Source organism: Haloarcula marina, from assembly GCF_024218775.1.
GTDB lineage: Archaea > Halobacteriota > Halobacteria > Halobacteriales > Haloarculaceae > Haloarcula > Haloarcula marina.
In genome coordinates this window covers 100,332-126,591 of sequence record NZ_CP100404.1, presented here as the reverse complement: position 1 = coordinate 126,591, position 26,260 = coordinate 100,332, and the positions used below count along the sequence as shown (strand labels likewise).

Below are 26,260 nucleotides of genomic sequence, written 5' to 3'. Positions count from 1 at the left end.
GGCGAAGGATTCTCGTCGCTCCAGCCCCATGTGAAGGTATGGCACTCAGCCAGCTGGAGCTGGCTCTCAGGGTCGCTTTGGGGCTGTTCGTCATCGTCGCGCCGACGCTGCTGTTCCTGGCCCTCTGGCGCGGCCTGGAAGCGATGCGGGACGACGAACTCATCGAGCGCGCCCAACAGCGCGCACAGCGGATGGAGGGCTCGGGGTCGGAGTGGCGACTCGACGCGACGGCGGTCACGGCGGCGGTGACCGGCGACGACCCGGTTCCCGAGGGAACGGTCGCCTGTCCCAGTTGCGGGGTGCGCAACCGCTCGGACGTGACCTACTGCCAGCAGTGTCTCAACAAACTCGGGGGCGGCTGACTAGTCCCGGCGCGACTCGTCCTCGACGGAGAGAAGCAGGGTCGGCGACGCCCGCTCGACCGTACAGTCGCTCCCGCGCTCGATGGCGTAGGTCCGCGATTCGGTCGCGTTGACGTCGACGGGGATGCTCGCCTCGACGGCGAACGACCGGGTCGTCCCACCGGCGATGGTACTCGGGCGCTCGTAGCTCGGGAACTCGTAGGCCACCCACACGTCGTTGTGGGGCACGTCCTCGACGCCGACGAGACACCCGCGTAACTGCGGGAACGACAGTGCCCGCGTGAACACGAAGTCGTTCGTGGCGGTCAGCGTCCCGACCGGCAGTTGCCGCTCGACGTATCCGCCCGGCGGCCCGTCGCCCGCGGGGTCGACGGTCACCGAGGACTCCGTCTGGAGGTCGTAGGTCACGTCGCCACCGAGGGCGTCGGCCCCGACCAACACGGTGCTGAGGAGGAGCAGAGCGACGACGACGGCGGTAGCCGTCCGCCCGGAAATTTCCAGATTTCGCTCGCGCAGAAGGTATCCCAGCGTGACGAACAGGCCCGCCGAGATGGCGAGTAACATGAATATTCGACTCTCGTCGGGGGCGTACCGCAGGACGACGTAGCCCACGAAGACGACGTACGCTACTCCGGCGAGTGCGAACGACACCACGTCCAACACGTCCCGGTCGACGCTGACGCCGCCGAGGAAGAACACGACGAAGGCGACGAACAGCAGGACAGCTTTCACCGTAATCGAGAGGCCGAACACCACGTCGCGGACGAAGTACACCAGCGCGGCCGCGGCGAAGACCACGCCCAGCGCGTACAGCAGTTTGCCGCTGTCGATGTCGAAGTTCATGGAGGGCTTCGCGTCGGTCCACTCGTCGAACGGACATGAATCCCGGTGCCCGCCACCTCTATGGTCGCCACGCTCCACGTAGCGGCCATGACCGACGTGGGACTGGCCGAGGCCGCCGACCCCGACGAGGCGTTCGCTGCCCTCTCGAACGGGACTCGGGTCGACATCCTCAGAGCGCTGTCGGAGGCCGACGACCACACGGCGACGTTCTCCGAGTTGCGCGACGCCGTCGTCGTCGGCCTCCTGACCGCCCCGCTCGCTATCGCCGCGGCGCTCGCAGTCGTCGCCCTCGCCGTCGGCAGTCTCGCCCGACCGGGACGCACGGCGCTGTCGTCCCGTCTGCGAGACGGTCTGGTGGCCGACCGGTCGGAGGCGACGGAGACAACGCCGCCAGCGCAGGGGTCACGCTAATCCGACTGGGTCACTCCTCGCTGACGACGACTCGCCCGGGTTCCGCCATGTACGGGTGGCCGTACCCACAGTAGACCGTACACGCGAAGCCGAACGACCCCGCGGTGTCGACGACGAAGCCGAGTTCTGCGGGCACCGTCGAATGATGCCACAGGTACGTCGTCGGCGCGAGCGTGCCGAACGCGGGTCCCCAGCAGCCGCCACCCCCGCTCCCGGGGCCGTACATCCCGCCGCCTCCCTGTCCGGAACCGGGGCCGTACGGACCAGACGGCCCGCCGTGGGGGCCGTGATGCCCGGCCCACGAGCCCTGCGGCCCCTGTCTGGGACCCTGCCCCGGGCCGCCCTGCCCCGGGCCGCCCTGTCCCGGCCCGCCGGGGCGCAGAAACTCGTCGGACACGAGCGCGAGGCTGTGGTCCGGATAGGCCGCTTCGGCGGCCTCGTGTAGCGTTTCGAGCGACGTGCCTTGCGGCGTCGGAATCGACTGCTCGTTTCGCCGCGCTCGCTCCGCCGAGTCAGGGATGCCGTTTCGGACTGCCTGCGGAAGCGCCGCGACGGCGTCGTCGGCCTCGACGCTGAACAGCGTGAGGCGCAGTTCGTCACCGTTCGTCAGCGATAGCTGGTCCCGTTCGGTCCCGTCGGCGTCCAGCACGAAGTATCCCCAGTGATACGACCCGACGAACGCTCGCACCGTCTCCCCGGTGGTCGACTCCGCTTGGTCGTCTTCGGTTCCGGTTTCGGTGGGCGATTGCTGGTTCGCCTGCCCGGTAGTCCCGGCTTGCCCCGACGACGACAGGCCCGTACACCCGGCTATCGGGACGCCAGCAGCGAGTAGCAGTACCTCTCGACGCGAGACTCCCGGTGCGTGGGTCACCATACAGACGGCTCGAACGGGCGACGGATTGCTATGTTCTGCATACGTTCGCCAGTCCGCTACGCACTCGGTTCGTGTACTCCTCGGTCACATCCAGTTCGCTAGTCACCCGCCGACCGACCGGACGCCGCCACATGGGACTACGCTCGCGGGATTCAGTCGTCGGCCGTGACGCGTCCACCACTCGTCCCGCCAGACAGCGGCGTCCGCTCGACCACCGTCCGCATCCCACCTTTTTCCGCGTCACCCTTCCTCGTGAGCCGACAGCTCACTGCGGGAGGGCTCCTCGAAAAATCTGGACCAAAAAACCCGCTCGCTTTGCTCGCGGGATTCAGTCGTCGGCCGTGACGCGTCCACCACTCGTCCCGCCAGACAGCGGCGTCCGCTCGACCACCGTCCCGTCGTAGGTCGGGTACTGCTCGACGAGTTCGCCCTTGGGTACGTCGCCCTCCTCGACCATCTCCTCTAAGAGCCACCACGCCAGTTCGACGTGGTCGGACTTGACCGCGTAGAACTCCTCGGGGACGCCGAGTTCGACGAGTCGCTCCTCGCCGACCCACGCCTTCCCGTAGACGAGCGTGCCGTCCTCGGTCACGTCGTCGAACTCCCGGCGGATGTTGCGGGCCATCCGCTTCAGGCGCGAGCGGTGCTGGGCGGCGTCCTTGAACACGCTCGTACAGAAGTACACCTTCTCGTGGTCGCCCATCCGTTCGAGGATGTCGTGGGAGCCTTCGACGGCGCTCATGTGGTCCTCTTTGAGTTCGAAGCCCTCCTCCTGCATCCGGCGGTAGTTCCCGTCGGACATCTCGAACTCGTTGATGTTACAGAAGTCGGCCGCGCCTTCGTCCAAGAACTCCAGAAACTCCTCCTCGGCGCGAATGCCCGGAATCTCGAAGGCGGGGGTCAGCCCCTCCTCGCGGGCGATGTAGAGGATGTCCTCCCACTCCGTGCCGTGGAGGTCACCCCACAGCTCCAGCGGCGGGTGGAACCGAATCTCGTCGAGTCCGGCCTCGCTGAGCCGTCGCATGTTCTCGCGGCCGCCGGTGATACCGGTGTAGAGGTGCGTGTGGTGGTCCTCGCCGAACTCGTCTTTCAGCAGTTCCAGATAGTGACAGGTCCGGTCTAAGGCCTCCTGTGGTTCGCCGCCCGTGATGGACGTGCCGAGCGCGCTCATCCGTTTGGCCTCCTCGATGACGTCCGAATCGGACTCGACGGGGCGCTCGTTGGCGTACATCTGGGTGACGTTCTTGCGGTTCTCTCCGAGGGGACAGTAGAAGCAGTCTCGCTGGTCGCAGTAGCCGTAGACGAACAGCACCATCTTGCCGCCCTTGGCGCACTGTTCGCAGCCCTCGGAAATCATCGTGTACGGCTAGAATCGCGTCCAGCGGGAAAAAGCGTGCGCATCACACCGGCCGTGGTGTGTGTCGGCATGGACTGGGACAGGCCCCGTTCCTTATTTCGTCTCCGCTCTCACTCCCTGCCATGTCCGACGCTGGCCGCCGTCGCGGCCTCGCTATCGTCCTCGCCGTCGTCTTCCTCGACTTGCTGGGGTTCGGTATCGTCATCCCCATCCTCCCGTTCTACACGCGGTCGTTTCCCGGCGGGACCGAGTTCGTCATCGGCCTGCTGGCGGCCTCGTACTCGGCGATGCAGTTCGTCTTCGCGCCGCTGTTGGGGTCGCTCTCGGACCGGGCGGGCCGACGCCCCGTCCTCGTCCTCTCGCTCTGTGGGTCCGTCCTCGCGTGGACCGTCTTCGGCCTGGCCGACGCGCTCTGGGTGCTGTTCGCCTCGCGGATGCTCGCGGGCGCGATGGGCGGGAACCTCTCGACGGCCCAGGCGTACGTCGCGGACGTGACGCCGCCGGAGCGCCGGGCCGCCGCGCTCGGATTCGTCGGCGCGGCGTTCGGGCTCGGTTTCATCTTCGGGCCGGGTCTCGGGGCCGTCCTCTCGTTCGACGCCACCGTCGCCGCCGTCGACGCGGCGCTCCCGGCGGCCGTCCCGATAACGCGCTTCTCGCTCCCGAGTTTCGCCGCCGCGTTCGCCAGCCTCTGTGGCGTCGTCGTGGCGCTCCTCTTTCTCCCGGAATCCCGGACCGTCGGCCCTGCGGAGACGGCGACCGACCGCCCCTCGGCGACGGCGCAACTGCTGGCCGCCGTCCGCGCGCCGGGCCTGCGGGAACTGCTCGGCGCGTTCTTCCTCGTCTCCTTCGCGTTCTCCGGCGTCCAGATAATGTTCATCCCCTACGTCGCGGACATCTACGGCTACACGGCCGCCCAGAGCGCGCTCCTGTTGACCTATATCGGTGTCCTCGCCGTCCTCACGCAAGGAATCCTCGTCGGTCGGTTGACCGCGCGCTACGCGCCGATACCGCTCTCGCTCGCCGGGACCGCCCTGCTCGTCCTCAGTGTGGGCCTGCTCCCGTTCTCGAAGTCCCTCGGAGCGCTGTTTCCGGACCTCACCGCCGTCGCCCCGTTCCTGACGAGCGACCTGCTGGGGTTGCTGGCCGTCCTGACCCTGCTCCCGGTCGGCAACGGCGTCCTCTCGGTGACGCTGACGGCGCTCGTCTCCCAGCGCGCCAGCGCCGACGTGCAGGGGAGCGCCTTCGGCATCACGCAGGGAGCGGGAAGCCTCGCCCGCACGGTCGGTCCGCCGGTGATGGGCGGCCTCTACGCCGTCGTCGGCTACTGGTCGCCGTTCGTCGTCGGCAGTCTCCTGTTGCTCCCGGTCGCCGCCCTCGTCGCCCGCCTCGGCCCGACGGAGGACCCACCGGAACCGCGCCCGGCGGACCCGGGCCACGTCAGATAGATGGCTCGAGGGAACACGTATCCCGTTTCTCGGAGCGGACGGCGCCGCCCCCGAATCAGAGATTTCCCGGGGACGGCGAGGCCCGAAGACAGTTAAACGCCGCTGGCGTACCGTCAGCCAATGCTGCTGGTGCTGTGTGTGGACCTGGACGACGACCTCGGCCGCAAGACCGACGTGCAGACGCCGGTCATCGGCCGGGAGAACGTCGTCGACGCCGCCGTCGCCCTCGCGCAGGCCGACCCGGAGGACTCCGACGTGAACGTCCTCTTCGAGGGGGTCCACATCGCCGACGCCATCGACGACGAACCCGTGGAAGTCGCCGCCGTCACCGGCGTCGACGCGGGCGACGTGGCCGCCAACCGCGCCGTCGGCGAGGAGGTCGACACCGTGCTGGCGTCGCTGACCGCCAGCGAGGACGTGCGCGCGCTGGTCGTCACCGACGGCGCACAGGACGAGTCCGTCGTCCCGGTCATCCGCTCGCGCATCCGCATCGACGGGGTCCGCCGCGTCGTCGTCCGGCAGGCCCAAGACTTGGAGTCGATGTACTACACCATCAAACAGGTGCTCGACGACCCCGAGACGCGGGGGACGCTCCTCGTTCCGCTCGGGATTCTGTTGCTCATCTACCCGCTGACCATCGCCGTCGATTCGCTCGGTCTGCCCGGGTCGGCACTGGGCATCATCTCCGGCCTCTTGGGGCTGTACGTCCTCGCTCGGGGCCTCGGGGCCGAACAACTCCTCGACGAGGCCGCCGACAGCGTCACCTCGAGCCTGTACGCCGGACGCGTGACCATCATCACCTACGTCGTCGCCGCCGCCCTCCTCGCCATCGGCGGCGTCAGCGGCGTCGCCACGCTCGAAGCCCAGCCGACCCCCCGCTCGCCCGTCGAAGTGATGGCCGCGCTCGTCTACGGGGCGGTCCAGTGGTTCGCCGCGGCGGGCATCACCTCTAGTCTGGGTCGCGTCACCGACGAGTACCTGCAAGACACCTTCGAGTGGCGCTACCTCAACGCCCCCTTCTACGTCCTCGCTATCGGCGGCGTCCTCCACGGCCTGAGCGCGTTCTTCCTCGGCCTCCAGAGCCTGGAGTACCTCGCCGTCATTCTCACCGGCGGGACTCTGCTCGGACTCGCCAGCACCCTCGCGTTCGCCGTCGCCGAGTCCCGACTGGAGACCGCCGAACGGCACAACCAAGGCCCCGGCGGCCCCTCCTCGGAGTGATGTACGTCTCCCGCGCCGTCGAGAGCATCCGCGCCGACCCGATGGACGGCGAATCCGTCGCCCTCGCGTTGACCACCGCCGACGACGCCGACACCGAGGCCGTCGCCGCCGCCGTCGCGGACGCCGGCGGGACCGTCGAGCGCTACCTCCAGTTCGACGACCTCGCTATCTCGGTTCCCCACGACCGCGTCGACGCCGTCTGCGCCATCGACGGCCTGACCGCCGTCGAGACCACCGACGCCATCGCCATCACCACCGCCGACGCCACCGACGAGGACGTCGCGTTCGACGGCTAATCCATTCCACACGGCTTTTGAGAGTGCCCGCCGACCTACGGGTGAGGGCACGTAGCTCAGTCCGGATAGAGCGTCGGACTTCTAATCCGACGGTCGTGGGTTCGAATCCCACCGTGCCCGTGACGCCGTCGGGCGTTCTCGTGTCCCCTCCTTACTCCGTCAGTCGGCGGACGTTCTGTGCCACCTCGTCCATGGTGGCGGCCTGTTGCTCGTTGGCGGCGGCGATTTGCTCGACTTCGGCGGCGACGGTGTCGGCCTGGGCGACGAGTTCGTCGAGCATGCTGGCGACTTCCTCGGTGCTGGCGGCTTGGTCGTCGGTGGCTTCGGAGACTTCCCGAATCCCGGTGGCCGTCTCTTCGACGGCGCTGGCGATGTCGTCCAGCAGTTGCATGGCCTCGCCGACGCGTTCGAAGCCACGTTCGATTTGTCTCGTGGTCTCGGCCAGACTGTCGACGGTGTCCTCGGTGTCGGCCTCGATGGCGGCCACGAGCGCCTCTATCTCTTGGGCGCGCTCTTTCGATTCTCCGGCGAGGCTCTTGACCTCGTCTGCGACGACGGCGAACCCGGACCCGGCCTCACCGGCGCGGGCGGCCTCGATGGAGGCGTTCAGCGCGAGGATGTTGGTCTGCTCGGCGATGTCGTTGATGACTTCCACGACGGCGTCGATTTCGCCGACTCTGTCTTGGAGTTCGTCCACGTCGTCGGCCACGCCGTCGACGGCGTCGCCCACGTCGTCCATGACGGCCATCGCCTCGTCGGCGGCGTCTTGGCCGTCTTCGGCGAGGCTTTGGGCGTCCTCGCTGTTGCGCTCGACTTCGGAGGCGCTGGCGGCCACCTCCTCGACGGTGGCGCTCATGTTCGAGACTTCGCTGGCGATGGACTGGACGCGTTTGGACTGCTCGGTGGTCAGGTCGGCGATTTGCTGGGAGGAGTCGGCGACGCTGTCGGCCGAGCGGCGGAGTTCGGTCATCGGCGCTTCGAGGTCCGACTCGACTTCGGCGGCCAACCGTTCCCGGCGGTCGACCTCCGCGGACAACTGCTGGCTGTAGGAGTGGATGTAGGTGTCCGCGACCACCTGCATGTCGAGGTTGATGATGCGCAGGACCGCGCTGATGTCCGCACGGAGGTCCGCGAGTTCCTCGTCGACGGCCGTCTGGACCGCGTCGAGGGTCTCGTCGCCGTCTGCCGTCGCGTCGGCCGCGACACCACCGTCGGTGGCCGCCCCGTTCAGCGCCGTCGCCACGCGGTCGTGGATGCGGTCGCTCGCCCGGTCGGTCAACAGCGGGAGGACGAGGTCGTAGTACACCCCGTACTGGCCGATGTAGTGTTTCATCGGCATGTCGAGGACGTCGTGGAGTTTGCCGATACGGGCGCGGTTCCGGAAGTACTCCTCGCCGTACTCGCCGCCGGCGAGCGTCGCGAAGTACGCCTCTTGGGTCTGTTTGAGCGCGTCGACGGCCTTCGGCGACCGACCGAGTACCTCGACGGTCTGGTCGTACTGCGTGAGGTTCTCGTAGAAGCGGTCGCCTATCTCCTCGGCGTTGGCTTCGAACAGTGTTCGGAGTCCGTCGAGTCTGGCTACGTCGTCCTCGTCGAAGTCGACGAAGTCCTTGCGCCACGCTATCTCCGCGCGGTCGAGGCCGATATCGGTGAGCAACGCGTCAGGGTCGACGCGGTCGTTCAAGCCACCCTGTCCGAACACCTCCGCGTACGATGTCATAACTGTGAGATACATATTCGAATACTTATACTCACACCCCGTCTATCAGCGGTGATACCGTCGTGTCCGGCCACCCGACAGGAGGGCTATGCGACTCCGCGTGTCGCGCCTGTCGTCGCCCACTACCGGCCGTACGGAGGCCCGACTACCGCGGCCGTCGCGGACGCGGGGTCGCCCTCGCCCCGGTCCGCCACAGCACCCGCCCCAGTCGCACCCAGACGCCGAGTAGACACGCCCAGAGGCCTGCGAGGGTGAGCATCGCCGCCGCTCCGCCGACTCGTTCGCTCTCCACGGGGAGGCCGCTGAAGTCTGGCAGGCCGGATACCGGGTCGGCCGCACCTCCGGTCGTCGCGTTGCGCTGGCGGTCGTGGCCGCCCGCGTCCAGCGACGCCACGTACGCTGTGTCGGTCGGCACCGGCGGTGCGGGACCGGTGACGGCCGCTCGGACGAACGCGTCCACGTCCTCCCCCGCGACCGCCGAGACGGCGTCGGCGAACGTATCGAGTGTGACGGGTTCGTCGGCGCGTTCGAGGCGGGCCAGCACGTCGACGAAGGTGGCGTTGCCGTCGGTCACCTGCCACAGGCGGGCGTCGATGGCGGCGACGACCCGGGTTCCCTTGTCGTACTGCACGTCGGGGCTCGGCCACCGCTCGGGGCGGGTCAGGTCGACGTTCTCGTACCGGTCGGTGGTGACCCGGTTGCGGTACTGGCCAGTGTCGATGTAGCCCTGCTGGAGCGTCCAGCGGGCCGCGTAGTAGTCGGCGCTCCCCTCGTCGAGCCACCGCATCTCGGCGGTCGTCCGGTAGGTCTGTCGGGTGTGGTAGTACTCGTGGACCCAGACGTTCGTCGGCGTCGCGACGGGTTCGCCCGCGTTGACCATCACGACGGGTTCGCCGTTGGCCGGGGTATAGCCGCCGGGCGCGAGGGAGTTCGGCGCGGCGAATATCGTCACGCGGTCGTCGTCGGGACCGAGGCGACTCGCTCGCTGTGCGCTGGCTACCGTGTCGAGAATCCGCGTCCGATTGGCTCGAAGCGACGCCGCCTCGGGGACGACCACGCGGACGGTCCCGTCCCGCGTCTCGCGGCTGAAACTGTCGTAGGGGCCGAGATACGCGGCTGTCGACCCGGCGACACCGGACTGTCCGGGTGCGACGACCATGCGCTCGGTCCACTTCGGGTCCGTGCCGCGCTGCCAGCGCCACCGGGCGTGAAGCGCGACCTCCCGCCGGGCGAGAAGCGACCACTCGTCCGTGTCGGCCGTTCGCTGGCCGTACGCCGTTCGCAGGCCGACCGGGACGACGTAGGTGAGTTCGGCCGTCTCCCCCTCCGTCTCCGAATCCCACTGCCAACGGGGCTCCGTCGGGCGGAAGCCGTCGGCATCTTGCACCGAGGCGTTGTTCGGCAGGCGAACCGAGAGGTCGGTCACCTGTTCCGGCACGTCGACGACGGCGGTGACTTCCACGACGCCGGTCCGCTCGGGGAGTCGGTCGACGACGTAGCGCACCTCGATGTCGGCCTCGGCGGTCCCGTCGTCGGTGGTCTGTCCGGCGGCGCCCGCCGTCGACGCACTGACGAGGACTGCGAGGCAGAGTACCACCACCGAGAGGCGGGCGTCCATGATAGTTGGGACCTCGGAAGTAGCCGATGAGTTGTCATTTCATCGCTAATAATATGCGCCGCCAAACCGGCGGTTTCCGTCGCCTACCGCGGGTTCAGCGCGGTCGCAAGCGTTTTGCTGGCGGCCGAGGTAGGCGTCAGTATGCCTGACTGTCCGCTCGCCGACGAGTGTCCCAGTTTCACCGAACGCATCGAGGGGATGGGGTGTACGCACTACGGCGACCGCGGCGGCGCGGAGTGGTGTAACCACTACAGCCAGCCGATTTCGGACTTGAAGAGCCAACCGGTGAAAATCGGGCAGGAGGTGGAAGTCGAAGTCGACGACATCCACGAGAGCGGCGCGGGCGTCGGCCGCACGGAAGACGGCTTTATCGTGATGGTCGACGGCGTCCTCCCACCCGCGAAATCGCTCGTCAAAATCACGAAAGTCCGGTCGAACCACGCCCGCGCCGACGAACTCGAACGACTCGAACGCGACGAGGACGACGCGGACGACGACAGCGACGCGGCCGACGCCGACGACGGCGAGGCCGAAGACGACGCGGACGACAACCGACGACTCGGTAGCCGCGACAACTTCTGGGGCAGTTAGGGCCGCGCTTTTGTAGCAGACGGCCGTCGGCGTCGGTATGGACCTCGAACTCGACGGGAACGTGGCACTGTGTACCGCGGCGACGAGCGGACTCGGACTGGCGAGCGCCGAGCGACTGGCCCGCGAGGGGGCCGACGTGGCCGTCTGCGGGACGACGCCCGCCCACGTCGACGGCGCCCGCGAGCGACTGGACGCGGCCGGTGAGGGCGACGTACTCGCGGTCGAAGCGGACATCACCGACCGCGACGAGGTGGAAGCGTTCGTCGAGGAGACGGTCGCGGAACTCGGCGGCCTCGACCACGTGGTCACCAGTGCGGGCGGCCCCGCACCCGGGTCCTTCCTCGACACCACCGAACGGGAGTGGTACGGTGCCTACGACGTACTGGTGATGAGCGTCGTCTGGACCACGCGGTTCGCGTACCCGTACCTGCGCGACTCCGAGGCCGGGACCGTCGTCAACATCACCTCCCGGTCGGTCCGGGAGGTCATCGACGACCTCGTGCTGTCGAACGCCGTCCGGCGGGCGGTCATCGGCCTGATGAAGACACAGGCCCGCGAGTTCGCGCCCGAAGTCCGGGTCAACGCGGTGCTCCCGGGCGCACACGAGACGCCGCGCATCGAGGAACTGGTCGACGCCGCCGTCGAACGCGGCGAGTACGACTCCTACGAGGCGGGCATCGAATCGTGGTCGGACGCGCCGCTGGGACGCGTCGGCCAACCCGAAGAACTCGGCGACGTGGTCGCCTTCCTCTCGTCGGCGCGGTCGTCGTACGTCACCGGGACGGCGCTCCCGGTCGACGGCGGGTCGATGCGAAGTTAACCCCCGGGCGGTTGGAATCGGTCGCGACTCGACCCGCCACCGGCGGCGAGTTGCCACACTAAGACGCCCAGCGAGACCAGGGCGAGGGCCGCCGTCGCGATGTAGCCCACGCTCCCGACTTCGTACAGTTGCTCGGGAAAGAGTGCGGCCAGCACAAGCAGGCCAACGGCCGAGAACCCGACGAGCAGCGGAAGGACCGTCAGCCAGAACTGCCGGGCTATCCCGTCCATACCCCTTCGGTCGGCGGCGGCCGTAATTACCCTTTCCCCGTCGGGATGGCGACCGACGTTCCAGCTGAAATATACCTTTCGCGGCTCGGAGTGTCGCCGATTCGGGAACGCGATGCGGCTGTCTACGGGACACATTCGCATATGGCGGCGGAAAACGACCGTCTCGGCCCCGGTCGGACGTGGTGTGTATCGTGCCGTGGTCATCACTCACACCCCTCTATTTCATCTGCAACGGCGCGGGACAACTCACCACGTCTCGATAGTTTCATCGCGGATGTCCTCGACGCACCCCTGACAGTCAGGGTGGTCGGGGTCGAAACAGTCGGGTCGAGAGGCTGGGTCCAGCGAGACGGCCCGGTACTCGGCGTGGCGGCGACAGACGATCCGCGCCCGTCCGTCTTCGTCGCGCGGGAGGCCCGCCAGCGCGGCCCGCTTGCCGTCGCTGTAGGCCCGTTTGGCTTCCGACAGTTGGTCGCCGACCGAGCGGAGCGCTCCCTCGATAAACCGCCCGAGTCGGTCGCCTCGGTCGTCGCCGTCGCTCATGTCCGCCCCTAACGGGCGACGGCAAATCAATCTTCTCGCGAGCGTTCGGCGACTGTCCCGCCGTCGACTGGCGACAGCACCCGCCCGGCGGTCGGTAGCATCGGATTACCGCGGTATCAACGCGTGCGGGCGGCGGTAAGGCACTTTTTCGACCACTCGCGGTCCGGCGACGGTCCGAGCGTTCCGGTTCACTTTCACCGCGGTGGGGGAGGGTTTATAGACGAAGGGGACCAACCGTCGATTGTCTCCCATCGAAAAACAGGCGGAGACAGTGAAAGCACATGAGCGAGACAGATTTGCGTACCCACGCCGAAGAGATACACGAGCAGTTTTCCGACCAGTTAGACCTCACGGTCGACGACGTCGAGGAGCGCCTCGAAACGCTGGTCGACGAATACAAGGTCCCCCTCACCGAGGCGCGCCGGAGCGTCACCAACACGTACCTCGACGAGGCGGGCATGGACCGCGACCAGTTGAGCGGCGGTGGCGGCAACGAACAGGTGACGGTCTCGGACGTCGACGCCCCCGAGGAGTGGGTCGACATGCGCGTCACCGTCGTCGAACTGTGGGACCCGCGCGCCGATGCCGTCGCGCAGGTCGGACTGCTCGGCGACGAGACGGGCACCATCAAGTTCACCAAGTGGTCGAAGTCCGACCTCCCCGAACTCGAGGAGGGGAAGTCCTACGCCCTGCGCAACGTCGTCACCGACGAGTATCAGGGCCGGTTCTCGGTAAAACTCAACCGGACGACGACCATCGAGGAACTCGACGAGGAGATAGAGGTCGGCGACGACAGCGTCGAAGTCGAGGGCGCACTCGTCGACATCCAGTCCGGGTCGGGCCTCATCAAACGGTGTCCCGAAGACGACTGCACGCGCGTCCTCCAGAACGGCCGCTGTAGCGAACACGGCGAGGTCGAAGGCGAGTTCGACCTCCGCATCAAGGGCGTTCTCGACGACGGCGAGGAAGTCATCGAGGTCATCTTCGACGAGGAAGCCACCGAGCAGTTGACCGGCATCTCCCTCGAAGAGGCCAAGGAGATGGCGATGGACGCCCTCGATACGACGGTGGTCGCCGACGAGATGCGCAAGGACATCCTCGGCCGCTACTACAGGGTGACCGGGCCGACGTTCGGCCGGTACGTCCTCGCGGACGAACAGGAGCGACTGACCGGGACAGTGGACGCGGACGAACTACTCATCAAAGCGAGGTCGATATAAATGGCGAGCACCCCCACCCGCGAAGTCGCCCAGCGCGTCTTCGCCCGCGAGTTCAACGATGCGAGTTACACGTTCCAGGAATCGGACGACGAGCGCGCACCGCGCTACGCCCTCCTGCCGACGGGCGAACGCGCAAACCGCGTGTTCCTCGTCGGGACGCTGACCGAGACGGAGGACGTCGGCGAGGACAGCGAGTACTGGCAGGGGCGGGTCGTCGACCCCAACGGCGACACGTTCTTCATGTACGCCGGGCAGTACCAGCCCGACGCCGCCTCGATGCTGCGCGAACTGGAGCCACCGGCGTACGTCGCCGTCGTCGGCAAACCGCGCACCTACGAGACCGAGGAGGGCGACGTGAACGTCTCCATCCGACCGGAGTCCATCTCGAAGGTGGACGAGGCCACCCGGGACCGCTGGGTCGCCGAGACGGCCGAGCGCACCCTCGACCGCATCCGTCGATTCACCGAATCGGACCCGGAGGACCCGGCGACGAACGAGTACGTCGCGATGGCCTACGAGCACTACGGTGACGACGTCGAGCGGTACAAACAGGGCGTCCTCGGCGCGTTAGAGAGTCTGCAAGACGAGCAGGCCGAAGCCAGCGCCTGAGTAGGCGCGTCCGGTTCGATTTTCGCGGTCACGTCTCCAGCAGTTCGACCAGCGTGCCCTCCGGGTCCCGGACGAACAGAATTCGCGTGCCGCTCTCGGTGGTCTGTGGCGCGGCCAGCGTCTCCACGTCGTCGGGTAGCCCTTCGTAGACGGCGTCCAAGTCCTCGACTTCGAGGCCCAGATGGGTCGCTCCCGGTCGGTTCAGGTCGCTCTCGGCGACGGCGTCGCCCTCGGGCGCGTACTCGACGAGTTCGATTCGCGCGCCGCCCGCGTCCAGATGGGCGAAGTCGGCGCTCGCGCCGTCGACGCCGACGCCGGTGGCGAAGGCCTCGCCGCCGACGGCGAAGCGAGACAGCACGTCGAGTCCGAGCACGTCGCGGTAGAACTCGACGGCCCGTTCGAGGTCGCTGACGGTGACGGCGTAGTGATGTGCGGTCGCGTCCATATCGGTGACCGGGGCGGGGCGGGCTAAACGGCTTCGCTCTCCGAACGGGTTTCTTTCGCCCGTCGAGAGCGCGTGCTAGCGTCTGACGAAGTAATAAATACGAGGAGCGATGAATGTGACACACGCATGGGGAACAAAAACAAGACCATCTCCTTCCGCGTCAGCGAAGACAAGTTCGAGACGCTTCGCGAAATCGCGGAGGAGCGCGACATCTCCCTCTCCGCGGTCTTCCGCGACTACGTCGACACGCTGGTGGCCCACGACGGGCAGGTGACCGTCGCGCCGGACCACGAACTGGAGGCGGCGACCAAGGAGTCCAGCAGCGAAAGCTTCCCGCCGAAAGTCGAAGTGCCCAAGAGCTTCGTCCGGGAGCACGAACGCCTCGAACTCGAAGCCGAGCACCTCCGCGAGCAACTGGAAGAACACAAGCGCTACGTGACGAAACTACGCCAGCAACTCGACGAGATGGACCAAGACGAGGTCATCCACCTCGAGGACTTAGACGAAGGCGAGGAAGAGGACGCCTCCTACCGCATCGGTAGTTTCGACGACCTGTAGGTTCTACATCAGGCGGTTTCGCCGCCGCTGAACTTCTTCTGCCACGTCGTCCCGGCCGTCCACGTCGGCCAGCGTCTCGACTGCTTCCAGCGTTCGGACCGAGTTGTCGAGGAAGGAGAGCACGTCGCCGGGGTAGGCGTACAGCATGTACTCGTCGGTCATCACGTCCACGATGGCGTCCGGGCCGAGGCCCTGTTCGCGCAGTTCCAGCAGGTACGCGACGAACTTCCGCTCGGGACAGCCACAGTGCGGGGCGGCCTGACAGTCACAGTCCATGAAGTCCTCCGCGAAGTCCAGCACCCGCTCGCGGGAGGCGTCGTCGAGTTTCGCCAGCCCCTCGCCCTGAAAGAGGATGTCGAGCGTCGCGCCCTTGAACGCGCCTTTCGGGAAACTCGTCTCCAACTGGGAGGCGAGTTGGCGGTGGTTCTTGACGTATATCTTGTCCGTGATGGCCACGCGTGCTAGCGGAGAGGGGCTTGGGCGTCTAAAACGTCTCGGAACGGCGACACCCACCGCCCGTCTCACCCCGTCGCTCGAACCTCGGGGAAGTACCGGCCGTGGAAGTCGAACGGCAGTCGATGCGGGAGGTCGATTCGGGCGCGCGTCTCCAACGTCGCTCCGTCGAGGACGAGCAGTCGGGAGGCGTCGGCGTCGAGTCCCACGGTCACCACGACGCCGTCGTCCTCGCCGTCCCCGTCGGGGTCGGGGACGAATATCGGTTCGCCGAAGTAGTCCGCGCCGTCGCGGTGGGTGGTCACGTCGCCCGACTCCACGTCGACTTTCCGGACGCCGCGCGCCCACTCGGTGACTGGCTGGTCCATCGCCATCGCGTAGACGTAGCGGTGAGAGCGACACCACCGGTCGGGCGAGACGGTCGGCAGCGCGATACCGTCGTCGGCGAGCGTCCGACGGTCCGTCGAGGCGACGCCGTCGCTGGCGGCCGGGTCGAGGGTGACGGTGACCCGCTCCAGTTTGGCGGCGAGCGTCCCAAAATCGCCGTCTCGTAGCCGGTCGAGATACAGCGAGTCGATGCTGGTCGCGTCGGGGACCGTTTCGAGGTCGAAGACGACTTCGGACCCACCGGCTCGCTCGAAGGCGTTGACGTGGTGGAAGCCGAACATCGGGTCCATGGTCGGCGTCGCGAGCGTTCGGCCGGTGGTGCGGTCGACGACGACGATACGAGTCCCGCGCTCGGGTTCCCACTCGAACTGCTCGATGAAGGGTGGCTGTCGCCCCGGTCTGAGTAGTCGGCGGGGGTCGAGTCGGAGCGGGAATTCGGTCAGGACGACGTAGCGCGGCGTCAACGCGAAACTGTGCATGTACGCGGGTTTCTCGGTCGGGACGCTCCCGACGTGCGTTCGCTCCTCGGGGCCGTCCATCGCGTAGACGTGATACCGACTCGGCCGCCCGAACTCGGTGGCGACGTTGACCAGCGTCCCGGTCGCTGGGTCCCGTTTCAGGTGGGCACAGGTGAGGTGGCCCGTAGGCGCGTCGTCGTCGTACTGGACGTGGCCCGTCGTCGCCAGCGTCACCGGGTCGAGTTCGACCCAGCGGGGCGACTCCGTGAGCGCGAGAAAGCGGTCGCCGACGCGCTCGACGACGATGTTGGTGTTGTCGTAGGGCCGCGAGAGGAACGTGGCGAGTCGGGAGCGCAGCGTCGTCTCGCCCGTCGCGAACCCGCCGTCGAACTCGCCGCTGCGGGCCGCCTCGTAGGCCTCGGTGCGCAGGAAGCGATTGCGGTAGTGGACGCGCTCCCGGCGGGGGTCGAACGTGAACCGGGTCACCATCGCCAGCCCGTCGAACCAGTGGTCGACTGCACTCCCCTCGGGAAAGGAAAAGGCCCCCGGCCCGTTCCGAACGAGACTGCCGGTCAACCACGGCGGGAGCGTGCCGTCGACCGACAGCGACGCGCTCGTCTCCTCGTGCAGCGAGTGAAAGCCCGGATGCTCGGCCATAGCTATCGAAGGGGCCACACGACCTAATCGGTGCTGGGCTCGACCCCCGCGGTAGCTTCGTTCCTGCGGCGACGCTCACCGGTCAATCTCGGCGACCAACTGCCACGGCGAAAATCGGGACGGTCGACAGCTATTTGTGACACACTCTCATGGTTCTGGGTGAATCGCTATGCAACCGTGCCACAACTGTCAGGCGGTCATCGACGAGTACTACTTGGACAAACAACTCGAACCCCTGCGTGAACTCACAGTCGACGAATTCAACCTCTGTGTCGACTGTACGACCATCGTCCCCGATGCGTGTAGCGAGTGCGACGGCGCGGTCTACGTCCCCCGGAACGAATCGCGGACCCCCGACTACTGTCCGGCGTGTCGGGCCGACCACATCGACCAGACGGGGACCGACCCCGGGTGGCATATCGACACCGCCGCCAACTGAATACGACGGTCTCTCGCCATCGGCCACCGAGGGACCTCGTTCGTACTGTTTTCAACAGTTTATCTGGTGGGTAGCCCGGCGGCGTTCTCGGCCGCCGCGGTCGACCAGCGGTTTCAGAGGACCGAAAGTACGAGGAGAGCGCCACCCGCGACGGCGGCCACCACCCCGACGCCTCTCGACAGGCGCTCACCCAACCCGACTATGCGTTCGACCGAGAGTACGACCGTGATGACGGCCATCCAGAGGACGTTCATCGACCCGACGACGACCATCAACGCGAACAACGCCCAACAACAGCCGATACAGAAGACGCTAAATCGGGCACTCATCCGTGCGGCCCCCCGAACGCCCGGCCGGTGGTACTCCATCAGGAATCCGAGCGGCGTTCGACAGTGTTTCAGACACTGGTTCTTGTACGGAGAGAGCTGGTACGCCGCCAGGAGGACGAGCGTCCCGCCGAACAGCAGTCCCGTCTGCTCGCGGGCGACTGTGGCGAGTGGGACCACGGCGTTGACGACGAGCGGGACGACGCCGGTGACCCCCCACACGAGTGCATACGTGCCCATGAACGCGCCCACCCGTGCCGCCGTCCCCGCACGCGAGACTCCGTCGAGCGTCTTGTAGTACATCCCGAACAACGGCACGGACGACGGGTACATCATGGCGACCATCATCACCGTCCACATGAACAGGTACAGGACGACGCCCCAGAGTCCGTTCGACAGCGCCATCGCTTCCGGCGCACCGGGGGCGGACATCTGCATCCCGCTCCCCCCACCGGGCATCGGGAGCAACCGCGCCACGACGACCACCCAGGCGGCCAGCGCGATACCGTAGGTGACGAGCGCGACTATCGGGACGGTCTGCCAGCCGATGCGACCCCGACTCACTCCCGTACCCGGAGTGTCCATATCCATCGCGCGACGCTCAGGCGTTCGCCAGTTCGAAGTCCCCGAGGTAGGCGTTGTTGCCGGAGACGTCCCACGAGAACGCGTCGTCGTAGGAGACGGTCGCGGTCGTCGACTTTCCGGTCTGGACGACGCCATCTGCCGTGAGCGGGTGGGGGGAAATCGTCCCCACCTCGTCGTTGAACCCGGCCGCGCCGCCCGCCGTCATGGAGACCACGTCTCCAATCTCGACGCTGAAGTCCGTGCCGTCCCGCTCGAAATCGATGGGCGCGACCGCGACGTCGGCCGACTGGACGTGCGTATCGGCGACGGCCGCCCAGATGCCGCCGGCCCGCCCCATGTAGACGTCCTCAATCGCGGCTCGCTGTGCCTCGTCGGCGGCCTCGTCGACGAAGAGGACGACGTCCCACCCGGTTTCGGGCGCGAACATGACGCCTTCCTCGGTCGAGATGAGCATGCCGACGGACAGGTCGCTTAGGTCGACGTCTCCGTAGTGACCGTCCCGGATGTGCCACGCCAGCGAGACGGTACAGATGTCGTCGTTCGGTGCCTCCATCCAGACACACTGGCAAGCGACGTCACAGTTGCAGGCCTCTACGTAGTCGCCTCGGAGCGCCCATTCTTCTGGCATGCGTTGCCTGCGTCCCGTGCGTACTTTGTTATGCGTTCACAGTCCGCCAGTAGCGGTCCCTACTCGGCCGACACAGGCCGATGGGCGGCGCGGGTGGGTTCTCGGGCGTGTGTCCGGCGCGTTGGCTTCGGACGGACTGACAGGTCGCTATGGATACACATACCGACCGCTCTGACTCTGAATGGGAGGACTACCCTCCCGACCGAATGAGGAGCGGACTCGCTGTTCAGTATCTGTATTGCATACTGAAACTTTTCGTGCGCGACGTGCTTCACAGGCTTCGTGGGAAGACGTGACTGCGATGGTGGATACGGTCAGGAATCAGCCTGTTCTGACGCCCGCTGGCGCGTTCACGGCGGTCGTGTTCGGAACGCGTTTCGGCCGTTTCCGGCCTCGACGAGGGTCCATATGCGAACGTCTCACTCGGTCCAGAACGCCGATTCGTAACGTATTTCTGTGCCAGCGGGATACGTTTGAATGCCTCAACGAGCGTGTCCGGGTTGGGGTAGTGGTATCCTTTGGCCTTGTGGTGGCCAAGACGTGGGTTCAATTCCCGCACCCGGACTTTCCTTACTTTAACCCACGAGCGCTTGCACTATGGTTCGATGACCCACCCGACGCGCAACACACGTGCTGTCTCTCTGCTCACGGCTCTCCGGGTGTGTCGAGGCCGTCGGCGGCCTCGATGTGTTCTCGCAGGCGCTTGACGAACCGCGTCGCGGGTGCGCCGTCGACGACGTCGTGGTCGAACGTCACCGTGAGGTCGAGCAGTTCCCGGGTCCTCAGTTCCCCGTCGACGACTCTCGGTTGCTCGCTGATGCCACCGACGGTCAACTGCAGCGTGTAGTTCGTCGGGCTGATTACCCACCCGCCGCCGCCGCCGAACATCCCGACGGAGGTGACGGCGACGGTCCCGGCCATGGCTTTCCAGCGCTCGGGAAACCACTGTGGGAGCCGCCAGACGAGCCGTCGAACGAACCCCGGGAGTCGAAAGCCCAACTCGGCCAGCGGTGAGAGATTCGCGGGGTCACGGGTGGCCTGTGCCGCCCGAATCTCGTCGTGAATCGACCGGACGGAGCGCTCGTTGGCTCCTCGAATCACGTGCGGCACGCCCATTCGCTCGCCGCGGACCGTCGTCTCGACGAGGACGTTGACGTCGACGGCTTCGAACACGTGGACGCGACCACGCCAATCGCGATACGCGTTGAGGTGAGGGTGCTCCTCGAGGGCGCGGGCCAGACAACACACGAGAAACGCGGTGAACGACAAGGATTCGCCCGTCTCCGCTTCGATGGCCTCGATTCGCCGTCGCGCCTCGGTCACGTCGACTTCGAGGAGACCGTGGACGTTGCTCCGCCGACCCGCCGTTCGCATGTAATCGACCGTCCCCCGGCGTCGGGCAGGGAACGGTTCGATTCGGTCACCTCGGTCGCTCATACGATTCCTTCGTCGAGGAGCGCCATACCTGTTGTCGAACGTGAACGTTCGCGCACGTTCAGCCGTCGGCGAAGACCGTCGATTGACAGGTAGCGGAGTCGTTGGAGTGAGAGTATCCGGGCTACGAGACGGCCGCCGACACAGCAGGAAGGGCGGTCGAAACTGGGGCCGAGCGCACGCGCGGAGGCGAGGCGAACGAGTGACGGACGGCGTCGCGGGCGTTCGGGCCTACGGTTCCGGTCGCAGCGTGCGCGACTCGGACCCGCCCAGCGACCCGTACTCGCTGCTGGACTTAATGATGGAGAGGGCGGTCATGATGTCCGACCGGGTGAGGAGACCGAGGAACTCGCCGTCGGGGTCGGTGACGACCAGTCGGCCGACCGAGTTCTGCTGGAGTCTCGTGAGCGCGTCCATCACGTCCGTCTCGGGCGCGACGGTGTAGAGGTCGGTGGTCATCACGTCGCCGACGGTGTAGGCGTCGCGTTCGACTTCGCGGACCGCGCGGGCGTCCTCCAAGGTAACGAGGCCGACGACTTCGCCGCCTTGCTCGACGGGGTAGCCGGTGTGGCGCTCTTCGAACATCGTCTGGATGAGTTCTCGCACCGACATCCGGGTCGTGACCGACGTGACGTGACTCGCGGGGGTCATCACGTCCTCGACGGTGACGCCCTCGAACGCGGCGGCCATCGCCGTCTGTCGCGACTCGCCCTCCGCGCCGATGTAGATGAAGAAGGCGAGTCCCGCGAGGAAGATGTTCCCGGCGACGAACAGGCCGAACAGGCCGAGCAAGACGGCGAATATCTTCCCGACTTCGGCGGCGATTTTCGTCGCCTGCGCGAACGGGCGGGTACGGGCGAGGAGCGCCCGGAGGACCCGACCGCCGTCCATCGGGAAGCCCGGAAGCATGTTGAACACGGCGAGCGCGAGGTTCATCAGCGCGAGGTAGGCGAGGACGAACCGGCCCGCTTCGAGGACCGTCGACTGGGTGGCCGGGAGAACGACGAACGCGACGTACGCGAGGATACCGAGCGCGACGCTGACGGCGGGTCCGGCGACAGCGATGGCGAGTTCCTGCTTCCAGTCCTCGGGCGTCTCGGTCAACTGGGCGATACCGCCGAACAACCACAGGGTGATGGAGTCGATGGGATAGCCGTAGCGAATCGCCACGAGCGAATGACCCAGTTCGTGCAACACGACTCCCGAAAAGAGGCCGACGGCGGCGACGACGCCGAGCACCCAGACGAGGTTCCCGTCGGTCAACACCGCCGGGTCGAGGCCCGCGCCGAACGAGTCGTTCAGCAACTCGGCGGTCTGGCCGACCTGGGTCCCGATAATCCACGCGAACAGGGGCAAGACCAGCAGGAAGGTCAGGTCGAGTTGGATGGGGATGCCGAAGGCGCTCCCGATGCGGAACCGACGCATACCGAACTGTTGTCGGTCGAACGACTTAAACGCGCTGTGGCGGACGGACCCGGCCCGCGCCGTGTCGAGTGACTGAAGTAGGTCCCGCGTCGTACGTACAGGCGTGTCTCAGCAGGCCGCGAAGGTGGATACGCTGTTCCTTCACGAACACGGGGAAGACGCCCGTGTGGTCGCCCAACGCGACGGGGAACGACTGTTCCACGGGGTGCTCGAACTGAAGGAGACGAACGCGGGGCCGCGGCCCCGACGCCTCCGCATTAGAGGCGGGTCCGGCGAGGACCTCCGTTCGCCCGACCAGTTCGTCGAACTCGCCCGCCGCGCGGCCCGCATCCGCATCTCCGAACAGACGACGCCGCGGGTTCGCGACCGCTTCCGCGAGATGCTCGACGGCTACCAACTCGACGCGAAAGTCGTCCGAACCTGCCGATACTGCGCGTCGGCGGGCCGCTACTCCCCCATCACGGGCGAGACGGCCATCGAGGCAGACGGCGAGAGCATCTGTCCGGACTGCGCTCGCGAGGAACTCGACCGAGAACTCGCCTTCGAGGGCAACATCACCGGTGACGCTCGAAAGCGACTCGAAGAACTCCTGTTGGAAGTGCAGGACTTGGACCGAATCACGAACCTCCTGTCGGGCCAACTGGACCCGGACCTGACGAAGTTCGACGAGATATCGGCCACCGTCGAGGACGTCGACCCCGTTCGCGTGGATTCGCTGGGCCTCCACCCGGGCATCCAGCAACACCTCGAATCCCGGTTCGACACCCTGCTTCCGGTCCAGAGCCTCGCCGTCGAACACGGCGCGACCGACGGCCGGGACCAACTCGTCGTCTCCGCGACGGCGACGGGAAAGACGCTCATCGGGGAGATGGCGGGCTTGGACCGCGTGCTGAACGGCCAGGGGAAGATGCTGTTTCTCGTCCCCCTGGTGGCGCTGGCGAACCAGAAGTACGAGTCCTTCCAGGAGCGCTACGGCGACATGGTGGACGTGTCCCTGCGCGTGGGCGCGAGTCGTATCGCCGACGAGGGCGGCCGCTTCGACCCCGACGCCGACATCATCGTCGGCACCTACGAGGGTATCGACCACGCGCTTCGGACCGGGAAGGACCTCGGGAACGTCGGCACCGTCGTCATCGACGAGGTCCACACCCTCGGGGAGGACGAACGCGGCCACCGACTCGACGGCCTCATCTCGCGGCTGAAGTACTACTGTGAGGAGGGGACGACGGCGGCCTCCCGGCACGACGGGGGGAAACAGGCCGACAGCGACACCCAGTGGATATACCTCTCGGCGACGGTCGGTAACCCCAGCCAACTGGCCAAGCGGTTGCGGGCGACGCTGGTGGAGTTCGAGGAGCGCCCGGTCCCCATCGAACGACACGTCACCTTCGCCGACGGCCGCGAGAAGATAGATACGGAGAAGAAACTCGTCAAGCGCGCGTTCGACACGAAATCGAGCAAGGGGTATCGCGGGCAGACCATCATCTTCACCAACTCGCGGCGGCGCTGTCACCAGATTTCCCGAAAGCTCCAGTACAGTTCCGCGCCGTATCACGCCGGACTGGACAACCGCAAGCGAAAGCAGGTCGAACGACAGTTCGCCGACCAGGAACTCGCGGCGGTGGTGACGACGGCGGCGCTCGCGGCGGGGGTGGACTTCCCCGCCTCGCAGGTCATCTTCGACTCGCTGGCGATGGGTATCGAGTGGCTCACCGTCCAGGAGTTCAGTCAGATGCTCGGGCGGGCCGGACGGCCGGACTACCACGACAAGGGGACGGTGTACGTCCTCGTCGAACCCGATTGCTCGTACCACAACAGCATGGAGATGACCGAGGACGAGGTGGCGTTCAAACTCCTCAAAGGGGAGATGGAACCGGTCATGACCCGCTACGACGAGGGCGCGGCCGTCGAGGAGACGCTGGCGAACGTGACCGTCGCGGGCAAGCACGCGAAACGCCTCAACGACCGGATGGTCGGCGAAGTGCCGACCAAACACGCCCTCGGCAAACTGCTGGAGTTCGAGTTCATCGACGGCCTCTCGCCGACGCCGCTGGGTCGGGCCGTGACCCGGCACTTCCTCGCGCCCGACGAGGCGTTCCAGTTGCTCGACGGCATCCGGAAGGGACTGGACCCCTACGACATCGTCGCCGAGATGGAACTGCGCGAGGAGCACTAGGGGCGTACCTTCTTGTAGGCAGGCCGTCTTGCCGTGTCTATGGGCCTGTTCGACAGCATCCGCCGTGCGGTCGGCGGCGACGACGAGTCGGCAGGGGCGGGGGAATCGTCGACGGGGACCGACGACGCGGCACACGATTCGGGGGGCGAGAGCGCCGTGGCGCGCATCGACGTCACGGCACTGGACGCCGAGGCGTTCCGAACGCGGGCGGCGGACGCGGCGAGCGACGCCGACCCGCTGGACTTCTCGCGGGCGTCGTTGGAACGCCTCGATACAGCCATCGCCGACCGCGACGACTGGGTGGAGGAGTCGCCCGCCGACGAGGACGGCTACTCGCCGAAGACCGTCCAGTTCGGGAGCTACTTCGGCGAGACGCTGGTCCGGGTGTACGACGGCGAGTGGACGACTGAGGGGGGATGGGTCGTCACCGTCGAGGGCGTCGACGACTCGGTCACCGTGTCCGTCTTCGAGGTGGCCGCTCGCTCTATCGGCGGCGACCCGGTGTTCAGCGCCGTCGCCGCCCGGTTGGACGACGAACTCACGCTCCCCGCCGAGGACGTGGCACTCATCGACGACGGTGACGACGGCGACACCGACCCCGGCGTCGAGTTCGAAGATTTGACCGAATCCGAGGAACGAATCCCCCCGGCCCCACTGAAGACCGACGAGGCGGCAGACACTGCGGGCGACGACCCGAACGACCCCGACGCGGACGACGCCGACTCGGGTGGCGACGGGTCCCCGACGGCGTTGGAACCGACGGCCGCCGTTGCGGACAGTAGCCACCCGGAAGCGGCGCACGAGGTGGGTGAACTGGAAGGGACGGCGGTAACTGAGGCCGACCCCGCAGAGATGCCCATCTTCGAGTCGAAACCGGACCCGGAAACGATTCCTGTCTTCGAGTCGAAACCGGACCCCGCGACGATGCCCGTCTTCGAGTCCGAAGCGGCGGCGAGTTCGCGCGCCGAGGCCCCGGCGGAGACCGCCGACGGTCTCGAACCGACCGACGGGGAGACGACTGAGCAGCGCGAGGAAACCGGGCGCGAAGCGACCGATTCGGAAGCGGTCGCGGCGGACGAGGCGGCGACGGCCGACGACGGTGAGGGAACCGAAGGCACCACGGCTGCTGAGTCCGACGCTGTGGCAGCCGATGCGGAGGGCGAGGGGGTGCCCCTGGACAGGGATGCCGGGCAAGCGGCGGCCGATACCGACGACAGGGCCGACGAAGCCCCTACTGAGACGACGGCGGCCGACACCGCCGCGGCGAGTGATGTGGGTGAGAACGAACTCGAAGCGGCGGCGAGTACCGACGAGACTGCGGCCGACGAGCGTGGGGAGACGCGCGGCGACGAATCCGGCGCGACGCCGTCTCCCGAGACGCCGAGTGAGAAATCCGAGACCGACCCGTCGGCAGCGACCGACGCGGCGGAACCGGAACCCCCCGCCGAGACCGAATCGAAGGTGGAATCGGACGGGGAGCGCGAGTCGGAACCGGACCCGGCGGAGACGCCCTCGGAGACGGCCGATTCCGCGGCCGACCCGCACACCGACGGACGGGACGCCGATTCAGCGGCCGAGACAGCCCGCGACGCCGACGCTGACACCGAGACTTCGTCGTCGCCCGCGACCGACGAGAGCGGGCCCCAGGGTGTCCGCGCGGAGTACGCCGAGACGGCCGACGACTTCGCCGCCTTCTGGACCGAACACGACCTCGACTACACGCCGGAGTCACTCGCCCGGTTGGACGCCCTCGTCGGGAGCGAGTGGGACGACGACCGCTTCGCGGACGCCGTTTTCGGGAGCGAGGAGACGTTCGACGACCGAGCCTTTACGAGCGTCACGACGGAACTCGGGAGCTACTTCGGCGAGGTGCTGGTCCGCGAGGTGGACGGCGCGTGGACCGACGAGACGGACCACGAGGCGGCCGTCGTCGTCGACGGACCCTCGGGGCCGCTCGCCGTCCCGGTGTTTCAGGTCGCGACGAACTCGCTCCGAACCGTCCCGGTGTTCGCGCGGAGCTACGAGGCGCTGTTGGCGGACCTCGGACGCGAGCCGAACGCCGAATAACGGCCAATCCGCAACCTTTTGGACCTCCCTGCCGGACTCCTCGATGTGTCGTTGCCCCCCGT

At 67.2% G+C, this 26,260-nt stretch carries 27 protein-coding genes and 2 tRNA genes; 15 read left to right on the top strand and 14 right to left on the bottom strand.

Features of this window, described 5'->3' with window-relative positions; genetic code table 11:
- Positions 1 to 38: 38 nt before the first annotated feature.
- Positions 39 to 362: a DUF7577 domain-containing protein gene (locus tag NJQ44_RS00690; protein ID WP_254272761.1), complete on the top strand. Its 324-nt coding sequence runs from the start codon at positions 39 to 41 to the stop codon at positions 360 to 362.
- Here NJQ44_RS00690 and NJQ44_RS00685 read toward each other — a convergent pair whose 3' ends face one another.
- The gene (locus tag NJQ44_RS00685; protein WP_254272760.1) at positions 363 to 1,205 is read right to left on the bottom strand and encodes a DUF1109 domain-containing protein; all 843 of its coding nucleotides are present in this window, start codon (positions 1,203 to 1,205) and stop codon (positions 363 to 365) included.
- Between the two features lie 45 nt (positions 1,206 to 1,250).
- Between NJQ44_RS00685 and NJQ44_RS00680 the strand changes: the two genes are divergently transcribed.
- Entirely contained in the window at positions 1,251 to 1,616 is a 366-nt protein-coding gene (locus NJQ44_RS00680) for a DUF7347 domain-containing protein (RefSeq protein WP_254272759.1), read from the top strand.
- A 10-nt stretch (positions 1,617 to 1,626) separates the two neighbouring features.
- On the opposite strand, the gene NJQ44_RS00675 is transcribed toward NJQ44_RS00680, so the two are convergent.
- Together NJQ44_RS00675 and NJQ44_RS00670 are read right to left on the bottom strand one after the other, a co-directional pair.
- Positions 1,627 to 2,490 carry a cupredoxin domain-containing protein gene (locus NJQ44_RS00675; protein ID WP_254272758.1) on the bottom strand — a complete coding sequence of 288 codons (864 nt, stop codon included), beginning with the start codon at positions 2,488 to 2,490 and terminating at the stop codon, positions 1,627 to 1,629.
- A gap of 328 nt (positions 2,491 to 2,818) precedes the next feature.
- Complete coding sequence (locus NJQ44_RS00670) at positions 2,819 to 3,847, bottom strand: radical SAM protein (protein ID WP_254272757.1); 1,029 nt, start codon at positions 3,845 to 3,847, stop codon at positions 2,819 to 2,821.
- Between the two features lie 122 nt (positions 3,848 to 3,969).
- On the opposite strand from NJQ44_RS00670, the gene NJQ44_RS00665 reads away from it, so the two are divergent.
- From NJQ44_RS00665 to NJQ44_RS00650, 4 genes are all read left to right on the top strand, one after another.
- Positions 3,970 to 5,292 (top strand): MFS transporter, encoded by a 1,323-nt coding sequence (locus NJQ44_RS00665; protein WP_254272756.1) that lies wholly within the window; start codon positions 3,970 to 3,972, stop codon positions 5,290 to 5,292.
- A gap of 120 nt (positions 5,293 to 5,412) precedes the next feature.
- Positions 5,413 to 6,513: a DUF373 family protein gene (locus NJQ44_RS00660; RefSeq protein WP_254272755.1), complete on the top strand. Its 1,101-nt coding sequence runs from the start codon at positions 5,413 to 5,415 to the stop codon at positions 6,511 to 6,513.
- Positions 6,513 to 6,809, top strand: coding sequence for a hypothetical protein (locus tag NJQ44_RS00655; protein ID WP_254272754.1), 297 nt, complete (start codon positions 6,513 to 6,515; stop codon positions 6,807 to 6,809). The genes NJQ44_RS00660 and NJQ44_RS00655 overlap by 1 nt, the downstream gene beginning before the upstream one ends.
- A gap of 45 nt (positions 6,810 to 6,854) precedes the next feature.
- A tRNA-Arg gene (locus NJQ44_RS00650) sits at positions 6,855 to 6,929 on the top strand.
- Between the two features lie 31 nt (positions 6,930 to 6,960).
- On the opposite strand, the gene NJQ44_RS00645 is transcribed toward NJQ44_RS00650, so the two are convergent.
- Together NJQ44_RS00645 and NJQ44_RS00640 are read right to left on the bottom strand one after the other, a co-directional pair.
- A complete protein-coding gene (locus tag NJQ44_RS00645; protein WP_254272753.1) occupies positions 6,961 to 8,529 on the bottom strand; it encodes a globin-coupled sensor protein in 1,569 nt (522 codons plus the stop codon).
- Between the two features lie 145 nt (positions 8,530 to 8,674).
- The gene (locus NJQ44_RS00640) at positions 8,675 to 10,147 is read right to left on the bottom strand and encodes a M61 metallopeptidase family protein (protein WP_254272752.1); all 1,473 of its coding nucleotides are present in this window, start codon (positions 10,145 to 10,147) and stop codon (positions 8,675 to 8,677) included.
- A 141-nt stretch (positions 10,148 to 10,288) separates the two neighbouring features.
- Here NJQ44_RS00640 and NJQ44_RS00635 point away from each other — a divergent pair, with 141 nt between their 5' ends.
- Positions 10,289 to 10,738 (top strand): TRAM domain-containing protein, encoded by a 450-nt coding sequence (locus tag NJQ44_RS00635; protein ID WP_254272019.1) that lies wholly within the window; start codon positions 10,289 to 10,291, stop codon positions 10,736 to 10,738.
- 37 nt (positions 10,739 to 10,775) lie between these two features.
- On the top strand, positions 10,776 to 11,558 hold the full coding sequence (locus tag NJQ44_RS00630; RefSeq protein WP_254272751.1) for an SDR family oxidoreductase: 783 nt from the start codon (positions 10,776 to 10,778) through the stop codon (positions 11,556 to 11,558).
- Here NJQ44_RS00630 and NJQ44_RS00625 read toward each other — a convergent pair.
- Both NJQ44_RS00625 and NJQ44_RS00620 read right to left on the bottom strand, forming a co-directional pair.
- Complete coding sequence (locus tag NJQ44_RS00625; RefSeq protein WP_254272750.1) at positions 11,555 to 11,788, bottom strand: hypothetical protein; 234 nt, start codon at positions 11,786 to 11,788, stop codon at positions 11,555 to 11,557. The two genes, NJQ44_RS00630 and NJQ44_RS00625, sit on opposite strands and share 4 nt — an antisense overlap.
- A 246-nt stretch (positions 11,789 to 12,034) precedes the next feature.
- A complete protein-coding gene (locus NJQ44_RS00620; RefSeq protein ID WP_254272749.1) occupies positions 12,035 to 12,331 on the bottom strand; it encodes a DUF7091 family protein in 297 nt (98 codons plus the stop codon).
- Between the two features lie 281 nt (positions 12,332 to 12,612).
- On the opposite strand from NJQ44_RS00620, the gene NJQ44_RS00615 reads away from it, so the two are divergent.
- The gene (locus tag NJQ44_RS00615) at positions 12,613 to 13,551 is read left to right on the top strand and encodes a replication factor A (RefSeq protein WP_254272748.1); all 939 of its coding nucleotides are present in this window, start codon (positions 12,613 to 12,615) and stop codon (positions 13,549 to 13,551) included.
- On the top strand, positions 13,552 to 14,160 hold the full coding sequence (locus NJQ44_RS00610; RefSeq protein WP_254272747.1) for an RPA family protein: 609 nt from the start codon (positions 13,552 to 13,554) through the stop codon (positions 14,158 to 14,160).
- Positions 14,161 to 14,188: 28 nt separating this feature from the next.
- Here NJQ44_RS00610 and NJQ44_RS00605 read toward each other — a convergent pair whose 3' ends face one another.
- On the bottom strand, positions 14,189 to 14,605 hold the full coding sequence (locus NJQ44_RS00605) for a VOC family protein (RefSeq protein ID WP_254272746.1): 417 nt from the start codon (positions 14,603 to 14,605) through the stop codon (positions 14,189 to 14,191).
- Between the two features lie 126 nt (positions 14,606 to 14,731).
- Here NJQ44_RS00605 and NJQ44_RS00600 point away from each other — a divergent pair, with 126 nt between their 5' ends.
- A complete protein-coding gene (locus NJQ44_RS00600; protein WP_254272745.1) occupies positions 14,732 to 15,163 on the top strand; it encodes a DUF8146 domain-containing protein in 432 nt (143 codons plus the stop codon).
- A 3-nt stretch (positions 15,164 to 15,166) separates the two neighbouring features.
- On the opposite strand, the gene NJQ44_RS00595 is transcribed toward NJQ44_RS00600, so the two are convergent.
- Both NJQ44_RS00595 and NJQ44_RS00590 read right to left on the bottom strand, forming a co-directional pair.
- Positions 15,167 to 15,619 (bottom strand): DUF5814 domain-containing protein, encoded by a 453-nt coding sequence (locus NJQ44_RS00595; protein WP_254272744.1) that lies wholly within the window; start codon positions 15,617 to 15,619, stop codon positions 15,167 to 15,169.
- Between the two features lie 65 nt (positions 15,620 to 15,684).
- Positions 15,685 to 17,118: a carotenoid oxygenase family protein gene (locus NJQ44_RS00590; protein WP_254272743.1), complete on the bottom strand. Its 1,434-nt coding sequence runs from the start codon at positions 17,116 to 17,118 to the stop codon at positions 15,685 to 15,687.
- A gap of 169 nt (positions 17,119 to 17,287) precedes the next feature.
- Between NJQ44_RS00590 and NJQ44_RS00585 the strand changes: the two genes are divergently transcribed.
- Complete coding sequence (locus NJQ44_RS00585; RefSeq protein WP_254272742.1) at positions 17,288 to 17,557, top strand: DUF7571 family protein; 270 nt, start codon at positions 17,288 to 17,290, stop codon at positions 17,555 to 17,557.
- A gap of 113 nt (positions 17,558 to 17,670) precedes the next feature.
- Here the strand turns inward: NJQ44_RS00585 and NJQ44_RS00580 are convergent, their stop codons facing one another.
- Both NJQ44_RS00580 and NJQ44_RS00575 read right to left on the bottom strand, forming a co-directional pair.
- Positions 17,671 to 18,468 (bottom strand): DUF2182 domain-containing protein, encoded by a 798-nt coding sequence (locus tag NJQ44_RS00580; protein ID WP_431357796.1) that lies wholly within the window; start codon positions 18,466 to 18,468, stop codon positions 17,671 to 17,673.
- A 16-nt stretch (positions 18,469 to 18,484) separates the two neighbouring features.
- The gene (locus NJQ44_RS00575) at positions 18,485 to 19,096 is read right to left on the bottom strand and encodes a DUF1326 domain-containing protein (RefSeq protein ID WP_254272740.1); all 612 of its coding nucleotides are present in this window, start codon (positions 19,094 to 19,096) and stop codon (positions 18,485 to 18,487) included.
- A 494-nt stretch (positions 19,097 to 19,590) separates the two neighbouring features.
- Between NJQ44_RS00575 and NJQ44_RS00570 the strand changes: the two genes are divergently transcribed.
- Positions 19,591 to 19,661: transfer RNA gene (locus NJQ44_RS00570), tRNA-His, on the top strand.
- 80 nt (positions 19,662 to 19,741) lie between these two features.
- Here the strand turns inward: NJQ44_RS00570 and NJQ44_RS00565 are convergent.
- Both NJQ44_RS00565 and NJQ44_RS00560 read right to left on the bottom strand, forming a co-directional pair.
- Entirely contained in the window at positions 19,742 to 20,533 is a 792-nt protein-coding gene (locus tag NJQ44_RS00565; RefSeq protein ID WP_254272739.1) for a 2-oxo acid dehydrogenase subunit E2, read from the bottom strand.
- A gap of 228 nt (positions 20,534 to 20,761) precedes the next feature.
- A complete protein-coding gene (locus NJQ44_RS00560) occupies positions 20,762 to 21,955 on the bottom strand; it encodes a site-2 protease family protein (RefSeq protein WP_254272738.1) in 1,194 nt (397 codons plus the stop codon).
- Between the two features lie 103 nt (positions 21,956 to 22,058).
- On the opposite strand from NJQ44_RS00560, the gene NJQ44_RS00555 reads away from it, so the two are divergent.
- Both NJQ44_RS00555 and NJQ44_RS00550 read left to right on the top strand, forming a co-directional pair.
- Positions 22,059 to 24,131 (top strand): DEAD/DEAH box helicase, encoded by a 2,073-nt coding sequence (locus NJQ44_RS00555; RefSeq protein WP_254272737.1) that lies wholly within the window; start codon positions 22,059 to 22,061, stop codon positions 24,129 to 24,131.
- 39 nt (positions 24,132 to 24,170) lie between these two features.
- Positions 24,171 to 26,198 carry an MSCRAMM family adhesin gene (locus tag NJQ44_RS00550; RefSeq protein ID WP_254272736.1) on the top strand — a complete coding sequence of 676 codons (2,028 nt, stop codon included), beginning with the start codon at positions 24,171 to 24,173 and terminating at the stop codon, positions 26,196 to 26,198.
- Positions 26,199 to 26,260 lie beyond the last annotated feature (62 nt).

Excerpts from the sequence above, each read along its gene's own strand:
- NJQ44_RS00665 (WP_254272756.1), top strand. The coding sequence starts at position 3,970 with ATGTCCGACGCTGGCCGCCGTCGCGGCCTCGCTATCGTCCTCGCCGTC.
- NJQ44_RS00605 (WP_254272746.1), bottom strand. The coding sequence starts at position 14,605 with ATGGACGCGACCGCACATCACTACGCCGTCACCGTCAGCGACCTCGAA.
- NJQ44_RS00625 (WP_254272750.1), bottom strand. The coding sequence starts at position 11,788 with ATGGACGGGATAGCCCGGCAGTTCTGGCTGACGGTCCTTCCGCTGCTC.
- NJQ44_RS00550 (WP_254272736.1), top strand. The coding sequence starts at position 24,171 with ATGGGCCTGTTCGACAGCATCCGCCGTGCGGTCGGCGGCGACGACGAG.
- NJQ44_RS00660 (WP_254272755.1), top strand. The coding sequence starts at position 5,413 with ATGCTGCTGGTGCTGTGTGTGGACCTGGACGACGACCTCGGCCGCAAG.
- NJQ44_RS00630 (WP_254272751.1), top strand. The coding sequence starts at position 10,776 with ATGGACCTCGAACTCGACGGGAACGTGGCACTGTGTACCGCGGCGACG.
- NJQ44_RS00575 (WP_254272740.1), bottom strand. The coding sequence starts at position 19,096 with ATGCCAGAAGAATGGGCGCTCCGAGGCGACTACGTAGAGGCCTGCAAC.
- NJQ44_RS00685 (WP_254272760.1), bottom strand. The coding sequence starts at position 1,205 with ATGAACTTCGACATCGACAGCGGCAAACTGCTGTACGCGCTGGGCGTG.
- NJQ44_RS00580 (WP_431357796.1), bottom strand. The coding sequence starts at position 18,468 with ATGGACACTCCGGGTACGGGAGTGAGTCGGGGTCGCATCGGCTGGCAG.
- NJQ44_RS00670 (WP_254272757.1), bottom strand. The coding sequence starts at position 3,847 with ATGATTTCCGAGGGCTGCGAACAGTGCGCCAAGGGCGGCAAGATGGTG.
- NJQ44_RS00690 (WP_254272761.1), top strand. The coding sequence starts at position 39 with ATGGCACTCAGCCAGCTGGAGCTGGCTCTCAGGGTCGCTTTGGGGCTG.
- NJQ44_RS00655 (WP_254272754.1), top strand. The coding sequence starts at position 6,513 with ATGTACGTCTCCCGCGCCGTCGAGAGCATCCGCGCCGACCCGATGGAC.
- NJQ44_RS00610 (WP_254272747.1), top strand. The coding sequence starts at position 13,552 with ATGGCGAGCACCCCCACCCGCGAAGTCGCCCAGCGCGTCTTCGCCCGC.
- NJQ44_RS00600 (WP_254272745.1), top strand. The coding sequence starts at position 14,732 with ATGGGGAACAAAAACAAGACCATCTCCTTCCGCGTCAGCGAAGACAAG.
- NJQ44_RS00620 (WP_254272749.1), bottom strand. The coding sequence starts at position 12,331 with ATGAGCGACGGCGACGACCGAGGCGACCGACTCGGGCGGTTTATCGAG.
- NJQ44_RS00645 (WP_254272753.1), bottom strand. The coding sequence starts at position 8,529 with ATGACATCGTACGCGGAGGTGTTCGGACAGGGTGGCTTGAACGACCGC.
- NJQ44_RS00635 (WP_254272019.1), top strand. The coding sequence starts at position 10,289 with ATGCCTGACTGTCCGCTCGCCGACGAGTGTCCCAGTTTCACCGAACGC.
- NJQ44_RS00590 (WP_254272743.1), bottom strand. The coding sequence starts at position 17,118 with ATGGCCGAGCATCCGGGCTTTCACTCGCTGCACGAGGAGACGAGCGCG.
- NJQ44_RS00560 (WP_254272738.1), bottom strand. The coding sequence starts at position 21,955 with ATGCGTCGGTTCCGCATCGGGAGCGCCTTCGGCATCCCCATCCAACTC.
- NJQ44_RS00615 (WP_254272748.1), top strand. The coding sequence starts at position 12,613 with ATGAGCGAGACAGATTTGCGTACCCACGCCGAAGAGATACACGAGCAG.
- NJQ44_RS00585 (WP_254272742.1), top strand. The coding sequence starts at position 17,288 with ATGCAACCGTGCCACAACTGTCAGGCGGTCATCGACGAGTACTACTTG.
- NJQ44_RS00640 (WP_254272752.1), bottom strand. The coding sequence starts at position 10,147 with ATGGACGCCCGCCTCTCGGTGGTGGTACTCTGCCTCGCAGTCCTCGTC.
- NJQ44_RS00675 (WP_254272758.1), bottom strand. The coding sequence starts at position 2,490 with ATGGTGACCCACGCACCGGGAGTCTCGCGTCGAGAGGTACTGCTACTC.
- NJQ44_RS00565 (WP_254272739.1), bottom strand. The coding sequence starts at position 20,533 with ATGAGCGACCGAGGTGACCGAATCGAACCGTTCCCTGCCCGACGCCGG.